Here is a 21,081-nt window from a genome sequence, read left to right as displayed (position 1 = left end):
ACGAGCTTCCGCTGCTCCATGCGCGCGCACCGGAAAGGCGGCGGGCGGCGGGCTTTCCACGATCTCGGCGAGCCGCAGGCAGCGGGCCCGGTGTTCGCCGTCCAGCGGTTCCATGCGCGGCGGCGGGTCGGCGTCGCAGAGCCCAGCCTTGGCATGGCCGCAGCGCGGCGCGAAGAGGCAGCCGGGCGGCAGGTCGCCGGGCGCCGGCACCTGGCCGGGAATGGAGGAGAGGCGCTGACGGTCCGTCGAGCCCGCGATGTCCGGCAGGCAGTCGATCAGGGCCCTGTTGTAGGGGTGTCGCGGCGTCTTCAGGATCTGGCGCGCGGACCCCTCTTCCACGAGTTGGCCGGCGTACATCACCCCGATACGGTCGCAGACCCGGGCCATGAGGCCCAGGTTGTGGGAGATGTAGAGCAGCGCCATGCCGCTGTCGGCGGCAAGCTCGGCGATGAGGCGCACGACGCTCGCCTCCACCGTCACGTCGAGCCCGGTGGTGGGCTCGTCCAACAGCAGCAGGCGCGGGCGCGCCAGCAGCGCCATGGCGATGACGATGCGCTGCCGTTGCCCGCCGGAGAGCTGATGCGGATAGCGCCGCAGGAGCTGCGCCGGCTCCGGCAGGCGCACCCGCGTCAGCACCTCCAGGATCTCCGCCCGCGCCTCGGCCGGCGGCAGCCGGCGATGGGCCTCCAGGGCTTCGGCCAGTTGCCGGCCGATGCGCATCACCGGGTTCAGGGCGGCGGCGGGGTCCTGATAGACCATGGCGACGGCGGCCCCCCGGAGGCGGCGCAGGCCCGGCTCGTCGAGGCCGACGACGTCTTCGCCGTCGACCAGAATGCGGCCGGCGGTGACGCTGCCGTTCTCCGGCAGGTGCCCCATGACGGCAAAGGCCACCGTCGACTTGCCACAGCCGGACTCGCCCACCAGCCCGTAGGCCTCGCCGGGGTGCACCGCGAAGTCGAGGTGCTGCACCGCCGGCAAATCGCGCCGGCCGCTGCGGTAGCAGACCGTCAACTGTTCGATACTGAGCACCGGCGCCGTCACTGCTGGGTCTCCCGCAGGCCGTCGGCCATCAGATTGCAGCCGACGACCACCGAGGTGATGGCGATGCAGGGCAGCACCGCCATGTGCCAATGGACGGAGAGCAGATGCGAGCCCTCCACCACCATGCCGCCCCAGTCCGGGGTCGGCGGCGGCAGGCCGAGGCCGAGAAAGCCGAGGGTGCCGATCAGGATGACGGTGTAGCCGGCGCGCAGGCAAAGATCGACGATCAGGGGGCCGCGGGCATTGGGCAAAATCTCCAGGGCCATGATGTAGAGCGCCGGCTCGCCGCGCGCCTCCGCCGCCTTCACGTAGTCCATGTTCTTGAGGGCCAGCACCTGGCTGCGCGCCAGCCGGCTGACGCCCGGCGCATAGGCCAGAGTGACGGCGATGACGATGTTCAGCATCGAGGGGCCGACGGCGGTGATCAGGATCACGTAGAGCACCAGGGCCGGAAAGGCGAGCATGGTGTCGCCGATGCGGCCGACCAGATGGTCGAGCCAGCCGCCGTAGTAGCCGGCCAGGGTGCCCGCCGCGATGCCCACCAGAAAGGCGCTGCCGATGGACAGCGGCACCACGGCATAGGTGGTGCGCGCGCCCCAGATGATGCGCGACAAGAGGTCCCGGCCGATGCTGTCGGTGCCCAGCAGGTGGGCGGCCGAGGGGGCAGGATCGGCCGCGGCGGCGAAGTCGATCGCCGTCGGGTCGTAGGGCGCGAGCCAGGGCGCCAGCAGTGCCACCAGCCCCCAGGCGGCGACGATGGCAAAGCCGAGACTGGCCGCGCGGGAGCGCAGGATGGCGCCGAGCACCGGCAGGCGGCGGAGGCCCAGGCCCTGTGGCCGTGCGAGGCTGAGGTCGGCCATGGCTCAGCGCAGCCTGATCTTGGGGTCGAGCAGCATGTAGGCGATGTCGCCGACGAACTGCGTGCCCACGGCGACGGTCAGCGCCAGCAGGGTCAGAGCCTGTACGACGTAGATGTCGCCGAAGAGCGCGGCCTGCAGCAACAGCGAGCCGATGCCCGGATAGGCGAAGATCGCCTCCACCACCACGACGCCGGTGAGGATCCAGTTGACCTGCAGCAGGATGACGGTGACCGGTGCGATCAGGGCATTGCGCAAGACGTGCTGTAGGATCACGCGGCGCGGCGCGAGGCCCTTCAGCCGCGCGGTGCGCACGAAGGGCCGGCGCAGGGTATCGGCGACCGAGGCGCGCACGATGCGGGTGACGTAGGAGGCCGAGGCGATGACCAGCACCGTGACCGGCAGCACCAGTTGCGAGGCGGCGGACCACTGGTCGCCGGCGGTCATGGTACTGGTGCCCGGCAGCCAGCCCAGCCAGGCGCTGAACAGCAGCAGCAGGGCGACGGCGGTGACGAACTCCGGCAGCGAGGTCAGGGTGACGGTGAGGCCCGAAATGCCGCGGTCGACGGGCCGCCCGGCATTGACGCCGCTGATCACGCCGAGGGTGAGGGCGATGGGCACGATGAAGGCGATGGCCCAGACCGTCAGTACGACGGTGTGGCCGATGCGCCTGGCGAGCACGTCGACCACCGGCTCCTTCTGCATCAGCGAGAAGCCGAGATTGCCGAAGTAGCGCGCGCCGCGCGGATCGCTGAGGCCGAGGCTGATGGCCGGATCGGCGAGCGCGTTGGACGACAGCCCCAGCAGCGTCCCCAGCCACTTGGTGTAGCGCTGCAGCAGCGGGTCGCCGAGGTCGAGCTTGTCGTAGAGCAGGTCGACCTGGCTCTCCACCGCGTAGGGGCCGAGGATCTTGCTCGCCACATTGCCGGGCGAGAACTCCGTCACCGCAAACAGCAGGAAGGACGCAGCCAGCAGGGTGAAGAGGAACTGGCCGAGCCGTCGTGCGATGAAGGAGATCATCGCACGTCGGCCCCGCCCCGCTCAGCCATCGCGCAGCGCCAGTTCGTTGCAGAAGACCTGATAGGTCGGATGCATGGCGAAGCCGACGACGCGCTTGTCGTAGAAGGTGAAGAGCTTGCGCCAGTAGGTCTGGACGATGGGCCCGTCGTCCTGCAGCAGGCTTTGGATCTCCGCCATGTTCTCGCGGCGCGCCACCGGGTCCGGCACCGCCTCCGCCGCGTCGAGCAGCCGGTCGAAGGTGGGGTTGGCATAGCCGCTCTCGTTCCAGGGCACGCCGCTGCGGTAGGCGAGCGCCAGGTTGATGACAGCCAGCGGGCGGTGGGCCCAGACCGTGGCGCCCAGCGGCGCGGTCAGCCAGACGTCCCAGTACTGGGCGTTGGGCACCACCTTGATCTTGGCGCGGATGCCCGCCTCCTCCCACATCTCGGCCAGCGCGGTGGCGTTGCGCAGGTGGTGCGGCGGGTTCTGCTGGATGGTCAGTTCGACATCGACACCATCGCCGTAGCCGGCCTCGGCCAGCAGGGCCTTGGCCCGCGCCACGTCGCGGGTCCAGGGGTCGAGCCGGGCGTATTCCGGATGGATCGGCGAGACGTGATGGTGTTCCGCCGGCGTCGAGAAGGGCCCGTAGGTGACCGCGCTGGCCTTGGCCGGATCGATGGCCAGACGAAAGGCGAGCCGCACCCGCGGATCGTCGAAGGGCTTGTGGGTGACGTTCATGCGGGTCACCGAGGTGTCGGCGGTGGTCACCTCGTAGTAGGCCAGATGGTCCTGGTTCTCCAGCACCGGGAAGAAGTCCGGCAGGATCTGGAAGGCGCCGTCGACCTGCTTGGACAGCAGGGCGTTGACGATGGCCTGCTCGTTGCCGCCGACGTCGATGAACTCGATGCGGTCGAGGTAGGGGCCCTCGCCCCAGTAGTCCTCCACCGCCTCCAGCACGGCACGGCGCGAAACCTCCAACTCCGTCAGCGTGAAGGCGCCGGTGCCGTTGGCGCCGGGCCCGAAGACGCCGCCCTCCTCCGGGTCCAGCATCACCGCGGGATAGTGGAAGAGATGCTCCGGCACCGCGAGCTGCGGGGCCTTGAGATTGAGCCGGACGGTGCGGTCGTCGACCTTCTCGATGGCATTGGCATCCCAGAGCTCGTGCCTGAGGATCTTCCTGCCGCGCTCGTTCACCTCCCCGGTGTCGATCGCGTTCAGCATGTAGCCTTTCATCAGCCCGAGGACGGAGGAGCCGGCCTCGTCGCTGAGCAGGCGGGTGAGGTTCCAGACGATGTCGTCGGCGGTAAAGGCGCGGCCGGAGTGCCATGTGACGCCGGGCCGGATCTTCAATTCCCAGGTCCGCAGATCCTCCGAGGGCGACCAGGATTCCAGCAGGTGCGGGCGCGTCACATTGTCGGCACCGGTCTTGGTCAGATGCTCGACCACCTGCGCGTAGATCAGCGGATGGGCGGTCGTCGAGGCCGTGGCCGGCGACTTCACGTCATAGACCGTGGTGCTCAGCCGCAGGGTGCCGCCTTTGGGCTTGTTGCTTTGAGCACGGGCGGTGCCGCTGCGGCCGTCGATCTTTCCGGCGATGGCATAGGCGGTGGTGGCGGAGAGACCAAGCAGGGTGGCGGTGCGCAGGAACTCCCGCCGGTTCACCGCCCGGGTGGAGTACTGCTGAACCAGCGTGGCAATGTAGGGATGTTGTCTTAGACGTGACACCGCGACCTCCTCTGCTGCCGGCGCCCGACGCCGGGGGATTTGTGGTGGCACGCAGCCCGAAGCCTCACAAAGTGATCACCGACACTCCCTTATCGTGTTTATGTTTCAGGGCGTTACGCATGCCATGGCGGGCGGAGCGGCGGTCAGGAACTATAGTCCTGCATGCGGGAATATGCCATGCCGTCGCGGCGGTTGTGGACCTGTCCGGTGGGTTGCCACCGCAGGACGCCATACCACGGACCGGGGCGCGGCCCGCCTCTAGCGGCGGCGGGACCGCAAGGCCGACCAGACCAGGGTCACGGCGATGGCCGCCAGCAGGACAGCGCTGATTGGGCGGGTGACGAAGACCGTCACGTCCATGTCGTTGGCGACGAGGCCGTTGCGCAGGTTCACCTCGATGATCGGGCCCAGCACCAGCCCGATGACGATGGGCGCCATGGGAAAGCCGAAGCGGGCGAGGACGTAGCCGCCGATCCCCAGGACGGCGATCAGCCCGACCTCAAAGGGCGCGTGGTGAATGGCGAAACCGCCGGCGGCGCAGAGCACGGCGACAATCGGCAGCAGGATGCGCGGGGGGATGGTGAGGATCTTCGGCAGCACCCTCCGCGCGCCCAGGCCCAAGATCAGGATCAGCAGCGCCGAGATCACCAGAATGATGAGGATCTGGGCGAAGAGGTCGCCGTGCTCGAAAATGAAAAACGGTCCCGGATCGATGCCCTGGATGAGCAGCGCGCCGATCAGCACGGCGGTCACCGTGTCGCCGGGAATGCCCAACGTCAGCAGCGGCACCAGGGCGCCGCCGGTGACCGCGTTGTTGGCCGACTCCGCGGCGATCAGCCCGCGCGTGGCCGACCGTTCCTCGCCCTCGGCGGCGTCCTTGCGGCGGGCCGACTGCCCATAGGCGATCCAGGCGGCGATGGTCGGCCCGGTGCCCGGCAGGATGCCGATGACGGTGCCGGTCAGGGCGCTGCGCAGCAGCAGCCAGCCGTTGCGCAGCATCAGGCCGGGCAGCCGCACCACGGGGTGCAGGCGCTGACGCGGCAGATCGGCCGCATCCTGCTGCGCCGCCGCCTGCAGCAGCAGCTCGGCCACGGCGAAGAAGGCGATGAGCGCCGGGATCAGCGGGATGCCGCTCTGCAGTTCCGGCAGGCCGAAGGTGAAGCGCGTCGTCCCACCCACCTCGTCGATGCCGACGGTGCCGAGCGCCATGCCAAGCGCCGCCCCGGCGATCCCCTTGATGAGGGAGCCGCTCGAGACCGCCGCCACGCAGATCAGGCCGAAGAGGCCGAGGGCGAAGTACTCGACCGAGGTGAACTCCAGGGCGAAGCTCGCCAGGTTCGGCGCCGCCAGCATCAGCACGGCGAGGGAGAGGAGGCCGCCGAAGGCCGAGGCGACGACGGCGAGGCTGATGGCGAGATCCGCCTGGCCCGCCCGGGCGAGACGGTAGCCGCCCAGCGCCGAGGCGGCGTTGCCGGGCGCCCCCGGGGTGTTGATCAGGATGGCCGGGATGGAACCGGCGAAATAGCCGGCGGCATAGATCCCCAGCAGCAGGGCCATGGCCACCTCGAAGCTGACGCCGAAGGTGAGCGGCGTGGCGATGGCGACGCCGGTGGTGGCGGTCAGCCCCGGCGAGGCCCCGAAGAGAAAGCCCAGCAGCACGCCGATGAGGATCGCCAGCAGCACCTTGGCCTGAAACACGGCGGCGGCACCGGCCAGAACCGAGTCGAGGGGGATCAGGTCCATGTCGGCAAGAGCACCACGAAGCCGTAGCGGAACAGCGCGTAGGTCGCCGCGGAAACCGCCAGTGGAAGGATCAGCAGTTCGAGGCGGCTGCGCGACCCCAGGACCCACATCGCCGCCAGCACGAAGGCCCAAGTGCCGAAGCGGAAATCGACATAGCGAAAGGTCAGCGCGTAGACCAGCAGCAGGCCGGCGAAGGCGAGCCCGCGGCGGACCAGAAGCTGTGCGACAACCTCGCTCAGCAGCCGCTCGCCGGGCCTGACGGCCAAGGCCAGACCGCAGAGCACGAGAACGCCGGCCAGGAGATAGGGGAAAAAGCGCGCCGAGAGGGTCGGCTGGCTGGCGAGGATGTCGAGCCCGGCGCTGGCCGCGGCCAGCCCCAAGCCGGCCACCGCCGTCACGACACCGGCCAGCCTGTCCGCCTTCATCGCCCCACCTCTTGGAGTCCGACTCGAAATGAGTGACTTAATATCAATAGCCTACGAGTGCCACCGCCACTCATATCGTCACCCTCGGGCTTGTCCCGAGGGTCCATCGCGCCGCCCGCTGGGGCTTCACCGGCGAAGTTTCGGTCTGGCCCGTCCATGGATGCTCGGGACAAGCCCAAGCATGACAACTGTCGTCTGATCCTCGTCACCCTCGGGCTTGTTCGGAGAGCAAGGTGGAAGGCGCGCTGCGGGTTTTCCGCGCCGCGCCCTCCGCCCCGCAGGATCACTTCATCAGGCCGATGTCCTTCAGCACCACCGAGTGCTTGGAGACGTTGGCGTCGATGCGCTTCTGGAAGGCCGAGCCGTCGAGAAAGGCTTCGTTCAGATTGAACTTCTTGTAGAGCGCGCGCGTCTCGTCGGTGTTGGCGACCTCGGAGACCACGCCGCGCAGCTTGTCGACCACAGCCTGCGGCGCGCCGTCGTGGGTCAGCAGGCCGAACCAGACCGCCACCGTGAAGTCGTAGCCCTGCTCCTTGAAGGTCGGCACCTCGGGCAGGTAGGGCACGCGCTCGTCCGCCGCCACGGCCAGTACTCGCAGCTTCCCGGCCTTGGCGAGGCTGGTGTAGTTGGAGGCGCCGACGAAGACGAAGTCGACCTCTCCGGAGAGCGCCTTGGTCACCGCGCCCTTGCCGCCGCGCCCGCCGATGTGGGGCATCTGAATACCCTGGTCCTTGGCGAAGATCTCCATGTTGATGTGCTGGGTGGCGCCGGGGCCGGGGGTCGAGTACTTGACCTTGCCGGGCGCCTTGGCCGCCGCCTCGACGATGTCCTTCACCGAGCTGTAGGGGCTGTCCGCGGCAACCGCCAGCCCGATGGGCACCTCGACCAACTGGGCGAGGGGCACAAAATCGCTGGTCTTGTAGCCGGGGTCCTGAATCAGGGGCCGGGCCGTCAGCGCCCCGGTGGATCCCATCAGCAGGGTGTAGCCGTCGCGCGCGGCCTTGTTGGCCTCCGCCGTTCCCTTGCCGCCGCCGGCGCCGGGGATGTTCTTCACGATGATCGGCACGCCGAGCTTCTCCTTCAGGCGCTCGGCGATTACCCGGGCGGTGCTGTCCAGAGCGTCGCCCGCCCCGAAGGGCACGATGATCTCCACCGGCTTTTCCGGATAGTCGGCGCCCGCAAGCCTGGGGGATGCGACCGTCGCCACTGCGGCGGCGACCATCGCGGCGCATGCTGCTGCCTTCCACGTCTTCATCGAGACCCTCCCGTTTCCCGTCGTTGACCCATGACTCAAGTTGTATATACAACCCTATACAACGCGGTATGCCCAATCAACGGATAGCCCCGACCATGGCGGCGCGGAACCCCTGCGCATGACCCTGATCGCCTGCGCGCGCATGTACAACGTGACGGAGACGGCGCGGCAGGCCTGGGCCGACCTCTTCGCCTGGGTTGCAGAGACATCCGGCATTGCGCTCACTGCGATTGACCATCCCGCCCCGGCCCCGCTGGAAACGCTCTGGGAGCGTGCGGACCTGGGCTGCGCCTTCATGTGCGGCTGGCCCTTCAGCCGCGCGCGACCGCAGCCCCTGGCGCTCGCCGCCCCCGTTCCTCTGGGCAGCCGCTATCGGGGACAGCCGGTCTACTTCACCGACTTCATCGTGCGCCGCGACCGCGGCTACCGAAGCCTGGCGGAGACCTTCGGCGGCCGCATCGCCTGGACGGTGGAGACCTCCCACTCCGGCTTCAACGCCCCGCGCCACCACCTGCTGGCCTATCGCTCCGCCGAGCGCCCGCGCCTCTATAGCGAGAGTCTCGGCCCGGCGGTGACCCCGGCGCAGTGCCTGGCCTGGATGGCGGACGGCAGGGTCGACGTGGCGCCGATGGACAGTTTCGCCCTCGACCTCATCGCCCGTCACGAGCCCGAACGGGTGGCGGAAATCGCGGTCATCGAGTCCACCGCCGCCGCCCCCATACCGCCGCTGGTGGCGGCGCCCGATCTGAACCCGGAACGCCGCGCCGCCCTGCGCCGCGCCCTGCTTGCAAGTGGCGGAGCACCGGAGCTCGCAAAAGTGCTGGCTGATCTCGGCCTCAGCGGCTTCGCCGCGGTGGCCGCTGACGACTATGGGATCGCCGAGCTCTGGGACCGTGAAGCGCGCGCCGCCGGATACCCCCGCCCGGAGTGATCTCTTGGGGCGTTGCCCTATCCCGAGCGGTCGCCGCGGGGCCAGGCTTCCAGGCGCTCGGTCTTTTCGTAGAACAGCGCCGGGCTCGCCCAGTTGGGCTCCTCTCCGGCGAAGAGATCGAGGAAGGCGATGGCCAGGGACGGGTCTTCGGTGACGTTCTCCTTGAAGGACCACCAGTCGCGGATGTTGGAGAGGTCGGGCGTCAGCGCCAGGGCCTCGTCGAAGTCCTGCGCCAGCACGGCAGAGCGCACGTTGAGGCAGTAGGCCACATAGGCATAGCCCTCCGGCCAGTAGTAGGCCGGGTTGGAAGCGTCGGAGCCCACGGGCACGCTCGCCACCGCCAGGGGCGCGTCCTGGATCATCTGCTTCAGCATGAGGCCGGAGGCGAAGTTGGTGTAGGCGCGGCGGGCCGTGCTTTGTGTCGGTTTCTGGGCCTCGAAGGCGCGCAGCCAGGCGATGAAGGTCTGGGCCAGGCGGTCGTCGTGGATGCGGTAGTCGACACCGCTGGCCCGGGAAATGGCGTCCACCTGCTGCGCGAAGGACTGCTTGAACCAGCGCATGCGGCGCATGGCCCGGCGGATCGGCCGGTCGGTTTCGCTCAACACCTCTGGGACGGGAAGGCTCATGGCGGCCTCAGAGTCTAACTCGAGATGAATGCCTTGGTTTCAATGGCCTGCCAAGATCATCCCTCCCCAAATCGTCACCCTCGGGCTTGTCCCGAGGGTCCATGGAACGACCGAGACCCGGACCTCCATGGATTGCCGGAACAAGTCCGGCAATGACGATTGAGGAGGCTAGCGCACGAAAATCCTTTGACGGATAAGGTTTCATTTCGGGTCAGGCTCTCAGATCTTGTCCGCGTAGGCGGCGATGAGGTCGCGCAGGCGCGTGCTGTCTTCCAGGCTGTCGTCCAGATCCGCCTTCAGGGCCCGCGCGACATCGCAGCAGGTGAGGAGCAGCGCTTCGGCATCGCCCTCGTCGCCCTGGCGCTCCGCCAGGAACCAGAGGATGAGCGCCAGGATCGCGATCCTGGCGAGATCGGGCTCGTCGAGACCCGCCTCTTCGGCCTCGGGATCGGGCAGCACATCGCGGATCACCCCGCGCTGCGCCATCTCCTGCAGCAGGGCGGCGGCCAGGGTGAAGCGGTCGCTCTCCGCCGCGCCGGACTGGATCGCCGCCTTGTAGGCTTCTGCCGTGCGGACTTCGCTCACCAGCCCTTCTTCCGCACCCAAGTGCCGCAGGGCGCGGGTCAGGCCGTGATAGGCCGCCTGGGCGAAGGCGATCTCCGCCTCGCCGATGTTCTCGATCTCCTCCAGGGTCGCCGTCGACCAGCGGCCGGCCTCCCGCAGATCGAGAAAGCGGTGGGAAAGCCCGGCGGCGACGTCGTTGACCTTGTCGGCGATCTCGTCGAAGTCGGAGAGCATGGCCCGCGCCACCTTGCTGATGGGCGCGGGGATCGGCTCCAGGGGTTTGTCCAACAGGCTGCGCCCGCGCCTCATGGTGAAGCGCAACATGCGCAAGGCGTCCTTCAATGGCAGCGTTGCTGTCGTCGTACTCAGGCTCCGCTGAGTGTTGGCCATGCCCCGAACCCGTCTTCCAGGTTGTATGTAGTCATTCTACCCGGGCGAACCAACCGCGTCGCTAAACTTTAACCGGGGTCTTTTCCATGAAGTCCATGGTCGCCTCCAGGGAGCGGACCACGGCCTGGGAGCCAAGCCCCATGGCGTTCTGCGCCGAGGAGGCCTGGGCGAGGCGCACGCAGGCCTCGGGATCGAGGCCGAGATGAAGCCCCGTCGCGAAACCGGCATTGAAACAGTCCCCGCAACCACAGGTACATATGACGTCTATGTCGAAAGCCGGAAGATGAAAGCGCGTGCCGTCGCTGTGGCGATAGAGCGCCCCTTCCGCGCCCAGGGTCAGCACCACGCAGCCGGCCCCCTTGTCCAGGAGGAACTGGGCCACGTCGTCGTAGTCGGTAAGGCCGGAGAGCGCCATGGCCTCCTCTTCCGAGGGCAGAAAGTAATCCGTGTAGGGCAGCAGGCCCTCGACCAGCGGCATGTCGTCCTGGGTGCTGGCGAAGACGTCGAGGGTCGTCACGCAGCCCTTTTCCTTGGCCCGCCTGATCAGCGCCACGCTGGGTTCGCCATCCATGCGGTCCATCAGGCCGACGCCGCCGATGTGGAAGATCTTCGTGTCCAGCACCCGGTCGAGGCGGTCGTCGGTGACGAAGAAGGCGCCGGTGGCGCCCTTCTTGTGCAGGGCCGGCCGCGCGCCGTCGGGCCGCGTGGTGACGATGGAGGAGGAGGTGGCGACACCGTTGCAGAGCTCCATGTTGGCGGTATCCACCTCGAAGCTCTGCAGCTTCTCCAGCACCCACTTGCCCATGTCGTCGTCGCCGACACCGCCCACCGCCTGCACCTTCAGCCCGTGCTTGGCGGCAACGATGGCGGCGCTGCCGGCCGCGCCGGAGACCGCGAGGGTCAACTCCTCGATGAAATAGGTGCCGCCGCCGGGCGGGATCTCCGTGACCGGGCGGCCGAGGCAATCGAAGGTGTAGAAGCCGAGAGACGTGTAGTCGAAAGTCATTTTGGTTCTTGGTTCAACGCAGCCGCTCGCCGGAGGTTTCGTCGAAGAGGTAGAGACGGTCGAGATCAAAACTGATATGCGCCATGCTGTCCAGCGGCGCCCGGTAGTCGCGGGCGGCGCGCACCTCGACGAGATGGCCGTCGGTGCTGAGGCTGACGACGGTCTGGTCGCCCATGGGTTCGATGGCGAAGATCTTGGCGTTGAAGTGCGCGGGCGCACCCACGACGTGGCAGTCCTCCGGGCGCACGCCCAGGATCGCGTTGCGGGCTCCAGCGTTTTCGCCGAGCCCGTCGACGCGGATGCCCGGCGCGGTGAAGCTGCCGCCCTCCAGGCGCCCGCCGATGAGGTTCATGGGCGGCGAGCCGATAAAGCCGGCGACGAAGGTGTTGGCCGGGTCGGTGTAGATCTCGTCAGGCGTGCCGATCTGTTGGATCTCGCCACCGTCCATAATGACGATGCGGTCGGCTAGGGTCATCGCCTCCACCTGGTCGTGGGTGACGTAGACCGTGGTGATCTTGAGCTGCCGCTGCAGGTGCTTGAGCTGGACCCGCATGGCGGTGCGCAGCTTGGCATCGAGGTTCGACAACGGCTCGTCCATCAGGAAGACGTGGGGCTGGCGCACGATGGCGCGGGCCAAGGCGGCGCGCTGGCGCTGGCCGCCGGAAAGCGCCCCCGGCTTGCGGTGCAGGTAGTCGCCGAGTTCCACCATCTCCGCCGCGCGCTGCACCAGCTCGGCGTGCCGGGCCTTGGGGACGTCGCGCATGCGCAGGGGAAAGCGGATGTTCTCGTAGATCGTCATGTTGGGATAGAGCGCATAGCTCTGGAAGACCATGGCCACGTCGCGGTCGCGGGCGTCGACCTCGTTGACCACCTCGCCGTCGATCACCACGTCGCCGGCGGAGGGGTCTTCCAGGCCGGCGATCATGCGCATGGTGGTGGTCTTGCCGCAGCCCGAAGGGCCGAGGAGTACCAGGAACTCCTCGTCGGTGATGGTCAGGTTGACGTCGTTGACGCCGACCACGGCGCCCCACTGCTTCCTGACGTTGCGCAGTTCGATCTCAGCCAAGGCTCACCCCTTCAATGCGCCCAGCGTGAGGCCGCGGGACAGATGCTTCTGGATGAACACCACCAGCAGGAAGACCGGCACGAAGGCGAGGAAGGAGACCAGCGCGATGGCGTTGTAGATCTTCCCGTCCGAGCCGCCGGTGAAGTTGGCCAGCGCCACCGACATGGTGTAGGCGTTCTTGGTGGAGGCGATCAACAGGGTGAACAGGAACTCGTTGATCGCGAAGATGGCGGCGATCACCGCCGCGGTGATGATCCCCGGCAGGCAGATGGGGATGACGATCTCCCAGAGGATGCGCAGGTCCGACGCGCCGTCGGTGCGCGCCGCATCCTCCAGTTCGTGGGGAATGTCCATCATGTAGGAGCGGATGATCCAGGTGACCACGCTGAGGTTGATGGCGGCATAGACCAGCATCAGCGCCCAGACCGTGTCCAGAAGGCCCAGCCCTTTGAACAGGAAGAAGATCGGGATGGCGACGATGGCCGGGGCCATCATGCGGGTCGAGAGGATGTAGAAGCCGATGTCCTCGCGGCCCTTGTAGTTGTAGCGCGCCAGGGAATAGGCCGCCGGGACCGCCAGCACCAGATCGATCACCACCGAACCCGCGATCGCCAGCAGCGAGTTGCGCAGGTAGTTGGCCATCGGCCAGTCGTCCCAGATCATGTGCCAGGCATCGAGGGAGAAGGTCGGCCAGTAAATCGGCTGCGGGGTGATGATCTCGGTGCGCGGGCGGAATCCGATGGAGAGGAACCAGAGGATCGGCACCAGGCAGACCAGCGCCCAGGCGCAGAGGATGACATAGCGGAGGGCGAGGTTCTCGCCGGATCTGCGGCGCAGCGCCATCACGCCCTCCCCGAGCGGAAGAAGCGCTTCAGCAGAAGCTGCGCGATGATGAGGGTGAGGATCAGCATCACCGCCGAGGCGGCCGAGGCATAGCCGAAGTTGAAGGTTCGGAAGCCCATGCGGTAGATGAAGAAGCTGATGGTCTCCGTGGTGCCGCCGGGGGTGCCCTGGGTCATGATGAAGACGTTGGCGAACATGGTCGTAATGTCGATGCCGCGCAGGATCACCGCCACGGCGATCACCGGCTTCATCAGCGGCAGGGAGATGTTCCAGAAGATCGCCGACCAGCTCGCGCCATCGAGGCGCGCCGCCTCCTCGATCTCCTTGTCCTGGGCCTGCAGGGCGGCCACGAAGATGATGAAGAGGAAGGGCGTCCACTGCCAGACGTCGGCGACGATGAGGGTCAGCCGCGCGTTCCAGACAACGCCCAGGAAGTCGATATTCTCGGTGATGAGCCCGACGCGCATGAGCAGGTCGGAGATCACCCGCCCGTCGGCGAAGGCCAGCTTCCAGATGAAAGCCACTGCCGAGGGCATGAACAGCATCGGCAGCAGAAAGACGATGCGCCAGCCGCGGATCAGCGGGTCGCGGTAGGCATAGTAGGCAAGCGCCAGGGCGATCACGCACTCCAGCGTGAGGGCGATGCCGCCGATGACGAAGGTGTTCCACAGCGCGCCCCAGAACTCGTCGTGCTGGAAGAGCTCCACGTAGTTGTCGAAGCCCGCCGGAATCCACTCGTTGAAACGGACGAAGAAGAACGACTGATAGATCGCGTAGACGCCCGGATAGAGCGTGATCATCAGCAGGTAGCAGACCGCAGGCGCCACCAGCAGATAGGGAAAGAGCTTGCGCTGAAAGGCGCTGCGCCGGACCCGGCGGCCCGCCGGGGGCGAGGCGGCGACAACCGCCGCCCCGCCGGCTTTGAATGCGGTCTGCGTCATTGCTCCCTAGGCCGCATCCCAGCCGCTGAGATCAGATCGGCGAGGGCTTGCCGCGCCCGACCCAGGTGCCCGCCTCCACGGCAGCATAGGCGAAGGGCTCACGGTTGGAGAAGAAGCCGTTCTTCTTCATGATCGACCGCCAGGCCTTGGCGCCGGCGTCCAGGGCCTCCTTGGCGGAGCTTTGCCCGACCACGGCCTTGTTGATCTCGTTGCCAAGGGCCTGCTCCATCTCGAACATGCCGGGGATACGCGGGGCGCACCAGGCATAGTCGAGGCTGTCCGCCCAGACCTTCGCCGGCTGCGAGACCGCTTCCAGCCGCGGGTTGGTCAGCACCGACTTGTAGCCCGGGGCGACGCCGTTGGCGTTGGCCTCGTTCATCGCCATGATCGACGCCGTCGTCAGGAAGGCGAGCATCAGGAAGGCGCCTTCCGGATTCTGCGAGGTGGAGGCCACGCAGGAGGTGGAGCCGGCGATGTTGGGCGGCGCGAAGCGGGCGCCTTCGATGTTCACCCGCGGCTCGTAGATGGTGACGAAGTCGTCGACGATCTGGCTCTGGTCTGGCCGCATGGCCTGGGTGCCGCTGTCCTGCCAGGAGATGTTGGTGGCAAGCTGGCCGCCGAGCCAGGCGGCGCGGTTCTCCGGCCAGCCCCAGCCGGCGATGCCCTGGGCGGCGTTCTTCTGCAGATCGAGAATGATCTCCAACGCCTTGATGCCGGCGTCGTTGTTGAAGATCGGGTTCCAGTCGGAATCGAAGAGATCGACGCCGCACTGCGCGGCAATGTGCTCCCAGGTGTAGGTGGACCAGAAGCCGCGGGCGGCCATCAGGCCGACGCCGGCGACCCCGGGCTGGATCTTGTCGAGCTCGCCCGACAGGCGGATCAGGTCGTCGTAGGTCTCCACCGTCTTCCACTTGTCGATCGGCCCGCCGGTCACCTGTTCGACGAAGCCCTTGCGCAGGTGCACCATCTGGATGTCGCAGTCGAAGGGGATGCCGTAGATGCCCTTGTCGCCGAAGTGGCCGTAGTTCAGCAGGTAGGTGTCGTAGAAGTCGTCCAGCGGCAGCTTCCACTTCTCGGCGTAGTCGTCCAGGCGGGCGAGGAAGCCCGGGGCGGCGAAGTCGCCGAGCCAAGGGGAGAAGAACTGCAGCGCATCGAAGCTGGCGTTGCCGGAGATGAACTCGGCAATCGCCTTGTCGTAGAAGTTATCGTCAGGGATGGGCACCAGCTCGACCTTGATGCCGGAGAGCTTTTCGAAGGGCACCAGGCCTTCGGCCGCCGACTCCTGGTCCGCCGCGCCGATGGCAAAGCGCACGGTCTTGCCGGCCTGCTCGGCGCGCACCGCTTCCCAGTCGACGGTCCGGATCCAGTCCTTGTTCGGGTCCCAGAGCGGCTCGTCGGACATGTTGTAGAGCTTGCGGTAGTCCTCCCGCACGTACTTCGGCACCGAGATGTCCGCCAGCACCGAGGCCGGGTCCGGCAGCGAAGACTGGGCGAAGGCCGGGGCCGCCAGCGAGGAGCCCAGACCGGAGACGAGTCCGGCCGCAGCGCCCGACTTCAAGAATGACCGGCGCGTGGTGCCATGAAGAGTATTGCGCATTCCTGTTCCTCCCTTGTGGTCGTTCTTCTTTGTCGACCTGCCGCTGAACCTCACGGGGCCGAATGACTTTGCCCGCCTGGCTGCCCAAAGACAAAGGCAGCCTGACATTGGCGGTGCGCGCCGGGGGCCGGAGTCGAAACAGCCGGGGCCCGACGCCCCTGCCAATCTGAACAATCTTATTTTCAACTACGCAAATGTTCATGGGGAATCGGCGGATGTCAAGGGGTTTGTCGCCCGATCACCTTGGAGTCGTTAGAACATACGCATTGACCATGAAACACATGTTCAATACACTCCGCCCCGAACTCGGCTGCAGGAGTTGCACGCTTGTCTAGCAATGTCGCCCTGACGGGGCTTGCAAGGGATCTCGCATCGCGGGCGGAAAGCGGCCGGCCCGTGCGCATCGGGCTGGTCGGCGCCGGCGAGATGGGCACCGACATCGTCACCCGCGTGGCCCACATGCCGGGCATCCGCATCGGCGCCATCGCCGAGCTGAACCTGCCGGCGGCGGTGAAGGCGGTGGAGATCGCCTGCAACGGCGAAGACCGTGCCCGGGAGGTCGCCAAGCCGGATGCCCTGAACGCCGCCATGGAATCCGACAAGATCGCCGTCACCTCCGATGCCGCCATGCTGGTGGAGAGCGGGCTGATCGACGTGGTGATCGACGCCACCGGCATCCCCGCCGTCGGCGCCGAAATCGGCCTGTCCGCCATGGAGCAGGGCAAGCACCTGGTGATGATGAACGTCGAGGCCGACGTCACCATCGGTGCCTATCTGAAGGCCGAGGCCGAGCGCCTGGGCGTGGTCTACACCCTGGGCGCCGGGGACGAGCCCTCCTCCTGCATGGAGCTGATCGAGTTCGTCTCGGCCATGGGTCATCCCATCGTCTGTGCTGGCAAGGGCAAGAACAACCCGCTGAACATCGACGCGACGCCGGACGCATACGCCGAGGAAGCCGAGCGCCGCAACATGAGCCCGCGCATGCTGGTGGAGTTCATCGACGGTTCCAAGACCATGGTGGAGATGGCCGCCATCGCCAACGCCACCGGGCTGGTGCCCGACCGCCCGGGCCTGCACGGACCCGCCGCCACCAAGGAACAGCTCTCCGAAGTGCTGGTGCCGCAGAAGGACGGCGGCGTGCTCTCGGACATCGGCCGGGTGGACTATTCCGTGGGCGCGGGCGTCGCCCCCGGCGTCTTCGTGATCGCCGAGATGTCCCATCCCCGGGTCTGGGAGCGCATGGAGGACCTGAAGCTGGGCAAGGGCCCCTATTTCACCTTCATCCGGCCTTATCACCTGACCTCCCTGGAGGTGCCGCTGACCTGCGCCCGCGCCGTGCTCTACGGCAAGGCCGACATGGTGCCGCTGGACCGCCCGGTGGCGGAAGTCTGTGCCGTCGCCAAGCGCGATCTCCAGGCGGGCGAGCGCCTGGACGCCATCGGCGAGTATTGCTACCGCGCCTGGATCATGCGCGCCGAGGAGGCCCGCGCCGCCCGCGCCATCCCCTGCGGACTGCTGACCGACGGGACGGTCAGCGCGCCCATCAAGAAGGGCGAGCTGATCACCTACGACAACGCCGCGCCGCCGCAAGGCTCCCGCATTGCCGAGCTGCGCGCGCGCCAGGACGACCTGCTCACCGCGGGCTGAGAACCGGAGACCGCCGATGCTCGAGACCGCCACGGCAAACCTCCCCTTCGCCGTCCGCCAGTATTCGGCGGAACAGTTGCGCGAAGCTCTGCGCAAGATGCTGCTGATCCGCCGCTTCGAGGAAGGCGCCGAAGACAGCTATACCCGCGGGCTCATCCACGGCACCATGCATCTCTCCATCGGCCAGGAGGCCAGCGCGGTGGGGGCCTGCATGCCGCTCACCGACGCGGACAAGATCACCTCCACCCACCGCGGCCACGGCCACTGCATCGCCAAGGGGGCCGAGGTGGCGCGCATGTTCGCGGAGTTCTTCGGCAAGGAAACCGGCTATTGCCGCGGCCGCGGCGGCTCCATGCACATCGCCGACGTGACCAAGGGCAACCTGGGCGCCAACGGCATCGTCGCCGGCGGCATTCCCATCGCCGTGGGCGCGGCGCTCTCGGCCAAGCGGCTGAAGACCGGATCGGTGGTGCTCTGCTTCTTCGGCGACGGCGCCGGCAACGAGGGCGCCTTCCACGAGTCCCTGAACATGGCCGCGATCTGGGACCTGCCGGTGGTCTTCTTCTGCGAGAACAACAAGTACGCCATGTCGACCGCCACCGAGCGCTCGACCGCCGTGCACAACATTGCCGAACGCGCGGCGGCCTATGCCATGCCGGGGATCACCGTGGACGGCAACGACTTCTCCGCCGTCGCCGAGGCCAGCCATGTCGCCGTGGAACGGGCCCGCGCCGGCCAGGGGCCGAGCCTCATCGAATCCGTCACCTACCGCTGGCGCGGCCATTCGAAGTCCGACCGCAACCGCTACCGCAGCAAGGAAGAGATCGAAAGCTGGGTGGCCCGCGATCCCATTGGCCGCTTCGCCGAGCTGTTGCGCGAACAGGCAATCCTCGACGCGGAGGGCTTCAAGGCCCTGGAAGACGCGGTGGAGCGGGAGATTGCCGCGGCGATCGACTTCGCCAAGACCAGCCCGGCGCCGGACCCCCTGGCCCTGACCCGCGACGTCTACACCGAGCGGCCCGCATGAGCATGCCGCTGCGCGAGACACCTACCGAGGTCCGCGAGCTGAGCTATGCCGAGGCGATCCGCGACGGCCTCGCCGTCGCCATGGAGCGCGACGAGCGGGTGATCCTGATGGGCGAGGACATCGGCGTCTACGGCGGCGCCTTTCAGGTCTCCGGCGACCTGGTGCAGCGCTTCGGTGAGGACCGCGTGGTGGACACCCCGATCTCCGAGCTTGGCGGGGCGGGCATCGCCGTGGGCGCGGCCCTCACCGGCCTGCGGCCGGTCTACGAGTTCCAGTTCTCCGACTTCGCGACGCTGGCCATGGAGCAGATCGTCAACCAGGCGGCCAAGCTGCGCTTCATGCTGGGCGGGGCGGTCTCGGTGCCGCTGGTGATGCGCTTTCCCGCGGGCTCCGGCACCGGCGCCGCGGCCCAGCACAGCCAGAGCCTGGAGGCCTGGTTCGGCCACGTGCCCGGCCTGAAGGTGTGCCAGGCGGCCACACCCTACGACGCCAAGGGGCTGCTGCTGGCGGCCCTCGAAGATCCGGACCCTGTCATGCTGTTCGAGCACAAGCTGCTCTACAAGACGAAGGGGCCGGTGCCCGAGGGGCATTACACCGTGCCCATCGGGCAGGCCCATCTTTGCCGGCGCGGCGGCGACGTGACCATCGTGGCCACCGCCGTGATGGTCCACCGCGCGCTGGCCGCCGCCGACAAGTTGGCCGAGGAGGGGATCGAGGCGGAGGTTATCGACCTGCGGACCATCCGCCCCCTCGACCGCAAGACCGTGGTCGAGAGCGTCGCCAAGACCTCCCGCCTGATGGTCGTCTATGAGGGGGTCAAGACCCTCGGCATCGGCGCCGAGGTCAGCGCCATGATTGCCGAGAGCGAGGCCTTCGACTACCTCGACGCGCCCATCGTCCGGCTCGGCGGCGCCGAGGCGCCGATCCCCTACAACCCGGATCTCGAGAAGGCGGCGGTTCCCCAGGAACCCGACATTCTGGAAGCGGCGCGGAGCCTCGTCCGCGGGAGGCTCTGACATGCCGGTCGAGGTCATCATGCCCAAGGTGGACATGGACATGACCCGCGGGCGCGTCGCGGCCTGGCACGTCGAAGAGGGCGCGGCGGTCGCCACCGGCGATCCGCTGTTCGACATCGAAACCGACAAGGCGGCCATGGAGGTGGAGAGCCCGGCCAGCGGCCGGCTGCACCACATCCGCGCCGCCGCCGGGGCCGAGGTCGCCATCGGCACCGCCATCGCCTGGATCTACGCCGAGGGCGAGGCGGTGTGCGATCCGCCCGCGGCAGACACAGCAGCAACGGTGCCCGCGCAAATCGGCTCACCGGAAGACACCGCCGAACCAATGGCAGCGCAGCACCCACGGCCGAGCGACGCTCTGTCCTCTTCGGTCGAGAAGGCAAGAGCGACACCGCAGGCACGGCGGCTGGCGCGCGAAAGCGGTCTGACCCTCAACGTCATCGAGGGCAGCGGGCCGCGCGGCCGCATCGGCGGGGCCGATGTGGAGGCCCACCTGCTGCGGAACGAAGGCGCGGCGGCGGAAACAACGCAGGGCTGGCAGGCCGAGGCCGGCTCCCTGGTGGTGCATCGCGCCGGCTCCGGCAAGCGGACACCGATCCTGCTGATCCACGGCTTCGCCGCCGACGCCGACGGCTGGCAGAAGCTGGAGCCCTACCTGGCGCCGGACCATCCGCGCCTGAAGCTCGAACTTCCCGGCCACGGGCGCTCACCGAAGCGGCCGGTCGAGAGCTTCCGCGGCCTGGCGCGGATGGTGGTCGAGGCCTTCGACCGGGAAGACCTGCCCGGCGCGCACCTTGTCGGCCACTCCCTCGGCGGCGCCCTGGCGCTGGCCCTGGCCGACGTGCGGCCCAAACGGATTGCCTCTCTCAGTCTGCTCGCGCCCGCCGGGCTCGGCCCTGAGATCGACGGCCGCATCCTCTCAGGCGTCGCCCGCGCCGGTCGCAAAGATAGCCTCGCCCCCTGGCTCCGGGAGCTCGTTCACAACGGCACCCTGATCAGCGGCGACTATGTGGCGGCGGCCATGCGCGCGCGCCAGGACCCGGCGCTCCGCGCCTACCAGCGCGACCTTGCCGAAACGCTGTTCCCGGACTCGACCCAGAGCGTCGACCTGCTGGCGGCGCTGGAGCGCCTCCAGGTGCCCACGCAGATCGTCTGGGGCCGGGCGGACCGGGTGGTGCCCTGGAAGCAGGCGCTGCGGGCGCCGGGCCGCGTCGCTCTGCACCTGCTGCGGGAGGTCGGCCACCTGCCGCAGATCGAGACGCCGGAGGATCTGGCGCCGCTGCTCAACAACCTCATCCGTCTGGCGGAGCTGGACCGCCCGCCCATGACACTTGATGCAAAGGGAGTGGCTTTGTAGAAATTCGCGCCGCCCCAACCGGAGG

19 protein-coding genes are annotated in these 21,081 nt (G+C 68.0%); 5 read left to right on the top strand and 14 right to left on the bottom strand.

Going from position 1 to position 21,081, the window contains the following annotated elements; all coding sequences use genetic code 11:
- The 7 genes from Q0996_RS08080 to Q0996_RS08050 form a co-directional block, all read right to left on the bottom strand.
- The coding region (locus tag Q0996_RS08080; protein ID WP_299617483.1) for an ABC transporter ATP-binding protein at positions 1-1,041 on the bottom strand (1,041 nt) is incomplete at its 3' end.
- Positions 1,038-1,901, bottom strand: coding sequence for an ABC transporter permease (locus tag Q0996_RS08075; protein ID WP_299617481.1), 864 nt, complete (start codon positions 1,899-1,901; stop codon positions 1,038-1,040). The genes Q0996_RS08075 and Q0996_RS08080, both read right to left, overlap by 4 nt.
- 3 nt (positions 1,902-1,904) lie before the next feature.
- A complete protein-coding gene (locus tag Q0996_RS08070) occupies positions 1,905-2,918 on the bottom strand; it encodes an ABC transporter permease (RefSeq protein WP_299617479.1) in 1,014 nt (337 codons plus the stop codon).
- 21 nt (positions 2,919-2,939) lie between these two features.
- Entirely contained in the window at positions 2,940-4,622 is a 1,683-nt protein-coding gene (locus tag Q0996_RS08065) for an ABC transporter substrate-binding protein (protein WP_299617477.1), read from the bottom strand.
- A 258-nt stretch (positions 4,623-4,880) separates the two neighbouring features.
- The gene (locus Q0996_RS08060; protein WP_299617475.1) at positions 4,881-6,365 is read right to left on the bottom strand and encodes a tripartite tricarboxylate transporter permease; all 1,485 of its coding nucleotides are present in this window, start codon (positions 6,363-6,365) and stop codon (positions 4,881-4,883) included.
- On the bottom strand, positions 6,356-6,790 hold the full coding sequence (locus Q0996_RS08055; RefSeq protein WP_299617473.1) for a tripartite tricarboxylate transporter TctB family protein: 435 nt from the start codon (positions 6,788-6,790) through the stop codon (positions 6,356-6,358). The genes Q0996_RS08060 and Q0996_RS08055 overlap by 10 nt, the downstream gene beginning before the upstream one ends.
- A gap of 283 nt (positions 6,791-7,073) precedes the next feature.
- A complete protein-coding gene (locus Q0996_RS08050; protein ID WP_299617471.1) occupies positions 7,074-8,045 on the bottom strand; it encodes a tripartite tricarboxylate transporter substrate binding protein in 972 nt (323 codons plus the stop codon).
- A gap of 118 nt (positions 8,046-8,163) precedes the next feature.
- On the opposite strand from Q0996_RS08050, the gene Q0996_RS08045 reads away from it, so the two are divergent.
- The gene (locus tag Q0996_RS08045) at positions 8,164-8,976 is read left to right on the top strand and encodes a phosphate/phosphite/phosphonate ABC transporter substrate-binding protein (RefSeq protein WP_299617469.1); all 813 of its coding nucleotides are present in this window, start codon (positions 8,164-8,166) and stop codon (positions 8,974-8,976) included.
- Positions 8,977-8,993: 17 nt separating this feature from the next.
- Here the strand turns inward: Q0996_RS08045 and Q0996_RS08040 are convergent, their stop codons facing one another.
- The 7 genes from Q0996_RS08040 to Q0996_RS08010 form a co-directional block, all read right to left on the bottom strand.
- Positions 8,994-9,602: a hypothetical protein gene (locus Q0996_RS08040; protein WP_299617467.1), complete on the bottom strand. Its 609-nt coding sequence runs from the start codon at positions 9,600-9,602 to the stop codon at positions 8,994-8,996.
- Between the two features lie 219 nt (positions 9,603-9,821).
- Positions 9,822-10,556 (bottom strand): hypothetical protein, encoded by a 735-nt coding sequence (locus tag Q0996_RS08035; RefSeq protein ID WP_299617465.1) that lies wholly within the window; start codon positions 10,554-10,556, stop codon positions 9,822-9,824.
- 61 nt (positions 10,557-10,617) lie between these two features.
- Positions 10,618-11,562 (bottom strand): carbohydrate kinase family protein, encoded by a 945-nt coding sequence (locus tag Q0996_RS08030; RefSeq protein ID WP_299617463.1) that lies wholly within the window; start codon positions 11,560-11,562, stop codon positions 10,618-10,620.
- Between the two features lie 13 nt (positions 11,563-11,575).
- On the bottom strand, positions 11,576-12,628 hold the full coding sequence (locus tag Q0996_RS08025) for an ABC transporter ATP-binding protein (protein ID WP_299617461.1): 1,053 nt from the start codon (positions 12,626-12,628) through the stop codon (positions 11,576-11,578).
- Between the two features lie 3 nt (positions 12,629-12,631).
- Positions 12,632-13,471: a carbohydrate ABC transporter permease gene (locus tag Q0996_RS08020; RefSeq protein WP_299617459.1), complete on the bottom strand. Its 840-nt coding sequence runs from the start codon at positions 13,469-13,471 to the stop codon at positions 12,632-12,634.
- On the bottom strand, positions 13,471-14,412 hold the full coding sequence (locus Q0996_RS08015; protein WP_299617457.1) for a carbohydrate ABC transporter permease: 942 nt from the start codon (positions 14,410-14,412) through the stop codon (positions 13,471-13,473). The genes Q0996_RS08020 and Q0996_RS08015 overlap by 1 nt, the downstream gene beginning before the upstream one ends.
- Before the next feature lie 31 nt (positions 14,413-14,443).
- Positions 14,444-16,009, bottom strand: coding sequence for an ABC transporter substrate-binding protein (locus Q0996_RS08010; RefSeq protein ID WP_299617455.1), 1,566 nt, complete (start codon positions 16,007-16,009; stop codon positions 14,444-14,446).
- A 327-nt stretch (positions 16,010-16,336) separates the two neighbouring features.
- On the opposite strand from Q0996_RS08010, the gene Q0996_RS08005 reads away from it, so the two are divergent.
- From Q0996_RS08005 to Q0996_RS07990, 4 genes are read left to right on the top strand one after another with little or no spacing between them, the layout of a single operon-like run.
- Complete coding sequence (locus Q0996_RS08005) at positions 16,337-17,656, top strand: NAD(P)H-dependent oxidoreductase (protein WP_299617453.1); 1,320 nt, start codon at positions 16,337-16,339, stop codon at positions 17,654-17,656.
- A gap of 16 nt (positions 17,657-17,672) precedes the next feature.
- On the top strand, positions 17,673-18,683 hold the full coding sequence (locus Q0996_RS08000) for a thiamine pyrophosphate-dependent dehydrogenase E1 component subunit alpha (protein WP_299617451.1): 1,011 nt from the start codon (positions 17,673-17,675) through the stop codon (positions 18,681-18,683).
- Positions 18,680-19,699 (top strand): alpha-ketoacid dehydrogenase subunit beta, encoded by a 1,020-nt coding sequence (locus Q0996_RS07995; RefSeq protein ID WP_322096662.1) that lies wholly within the window; start codon positions 18,680-18,682, stop codon positions 19,697-19,699. The genes Q0996_RS08000 and Q0996_RS07995 overlap by 4 nt, the downstream gene beginning before the upstream one ends.
- A gap of 1 nt (position 19,700) precedes the next feature.
- A complete protein-coding gene (locus Q0996_RS07990; RefSeq protein ID WP_299617449.1) occupies positions 19,701-21,056 on the top strand; it encodes an acetoin dehydrogenase dihydrolipoyllysine-residue acetyltransferase subunit in 1,356 nt (451 codons plus the stop codon).
- Positions 21,057-21,081 lie beyond the last annotated feature (25 nt).

It is taken from the genome of Pelagibius sp., assembly GCF_028289705.1.
In the GTDB taxonomy this organism is placed as follows: domain Bacteria; phylum Pseudomonadota; class Alphaproteobacteria; order Kiloniellales; family Kiloniellaceae; genus Pelagibius.
Note: the sequence above shows the minus strand (reverse complement) of the source record. Positions and strands in the feature narration are given on the sequence as shown.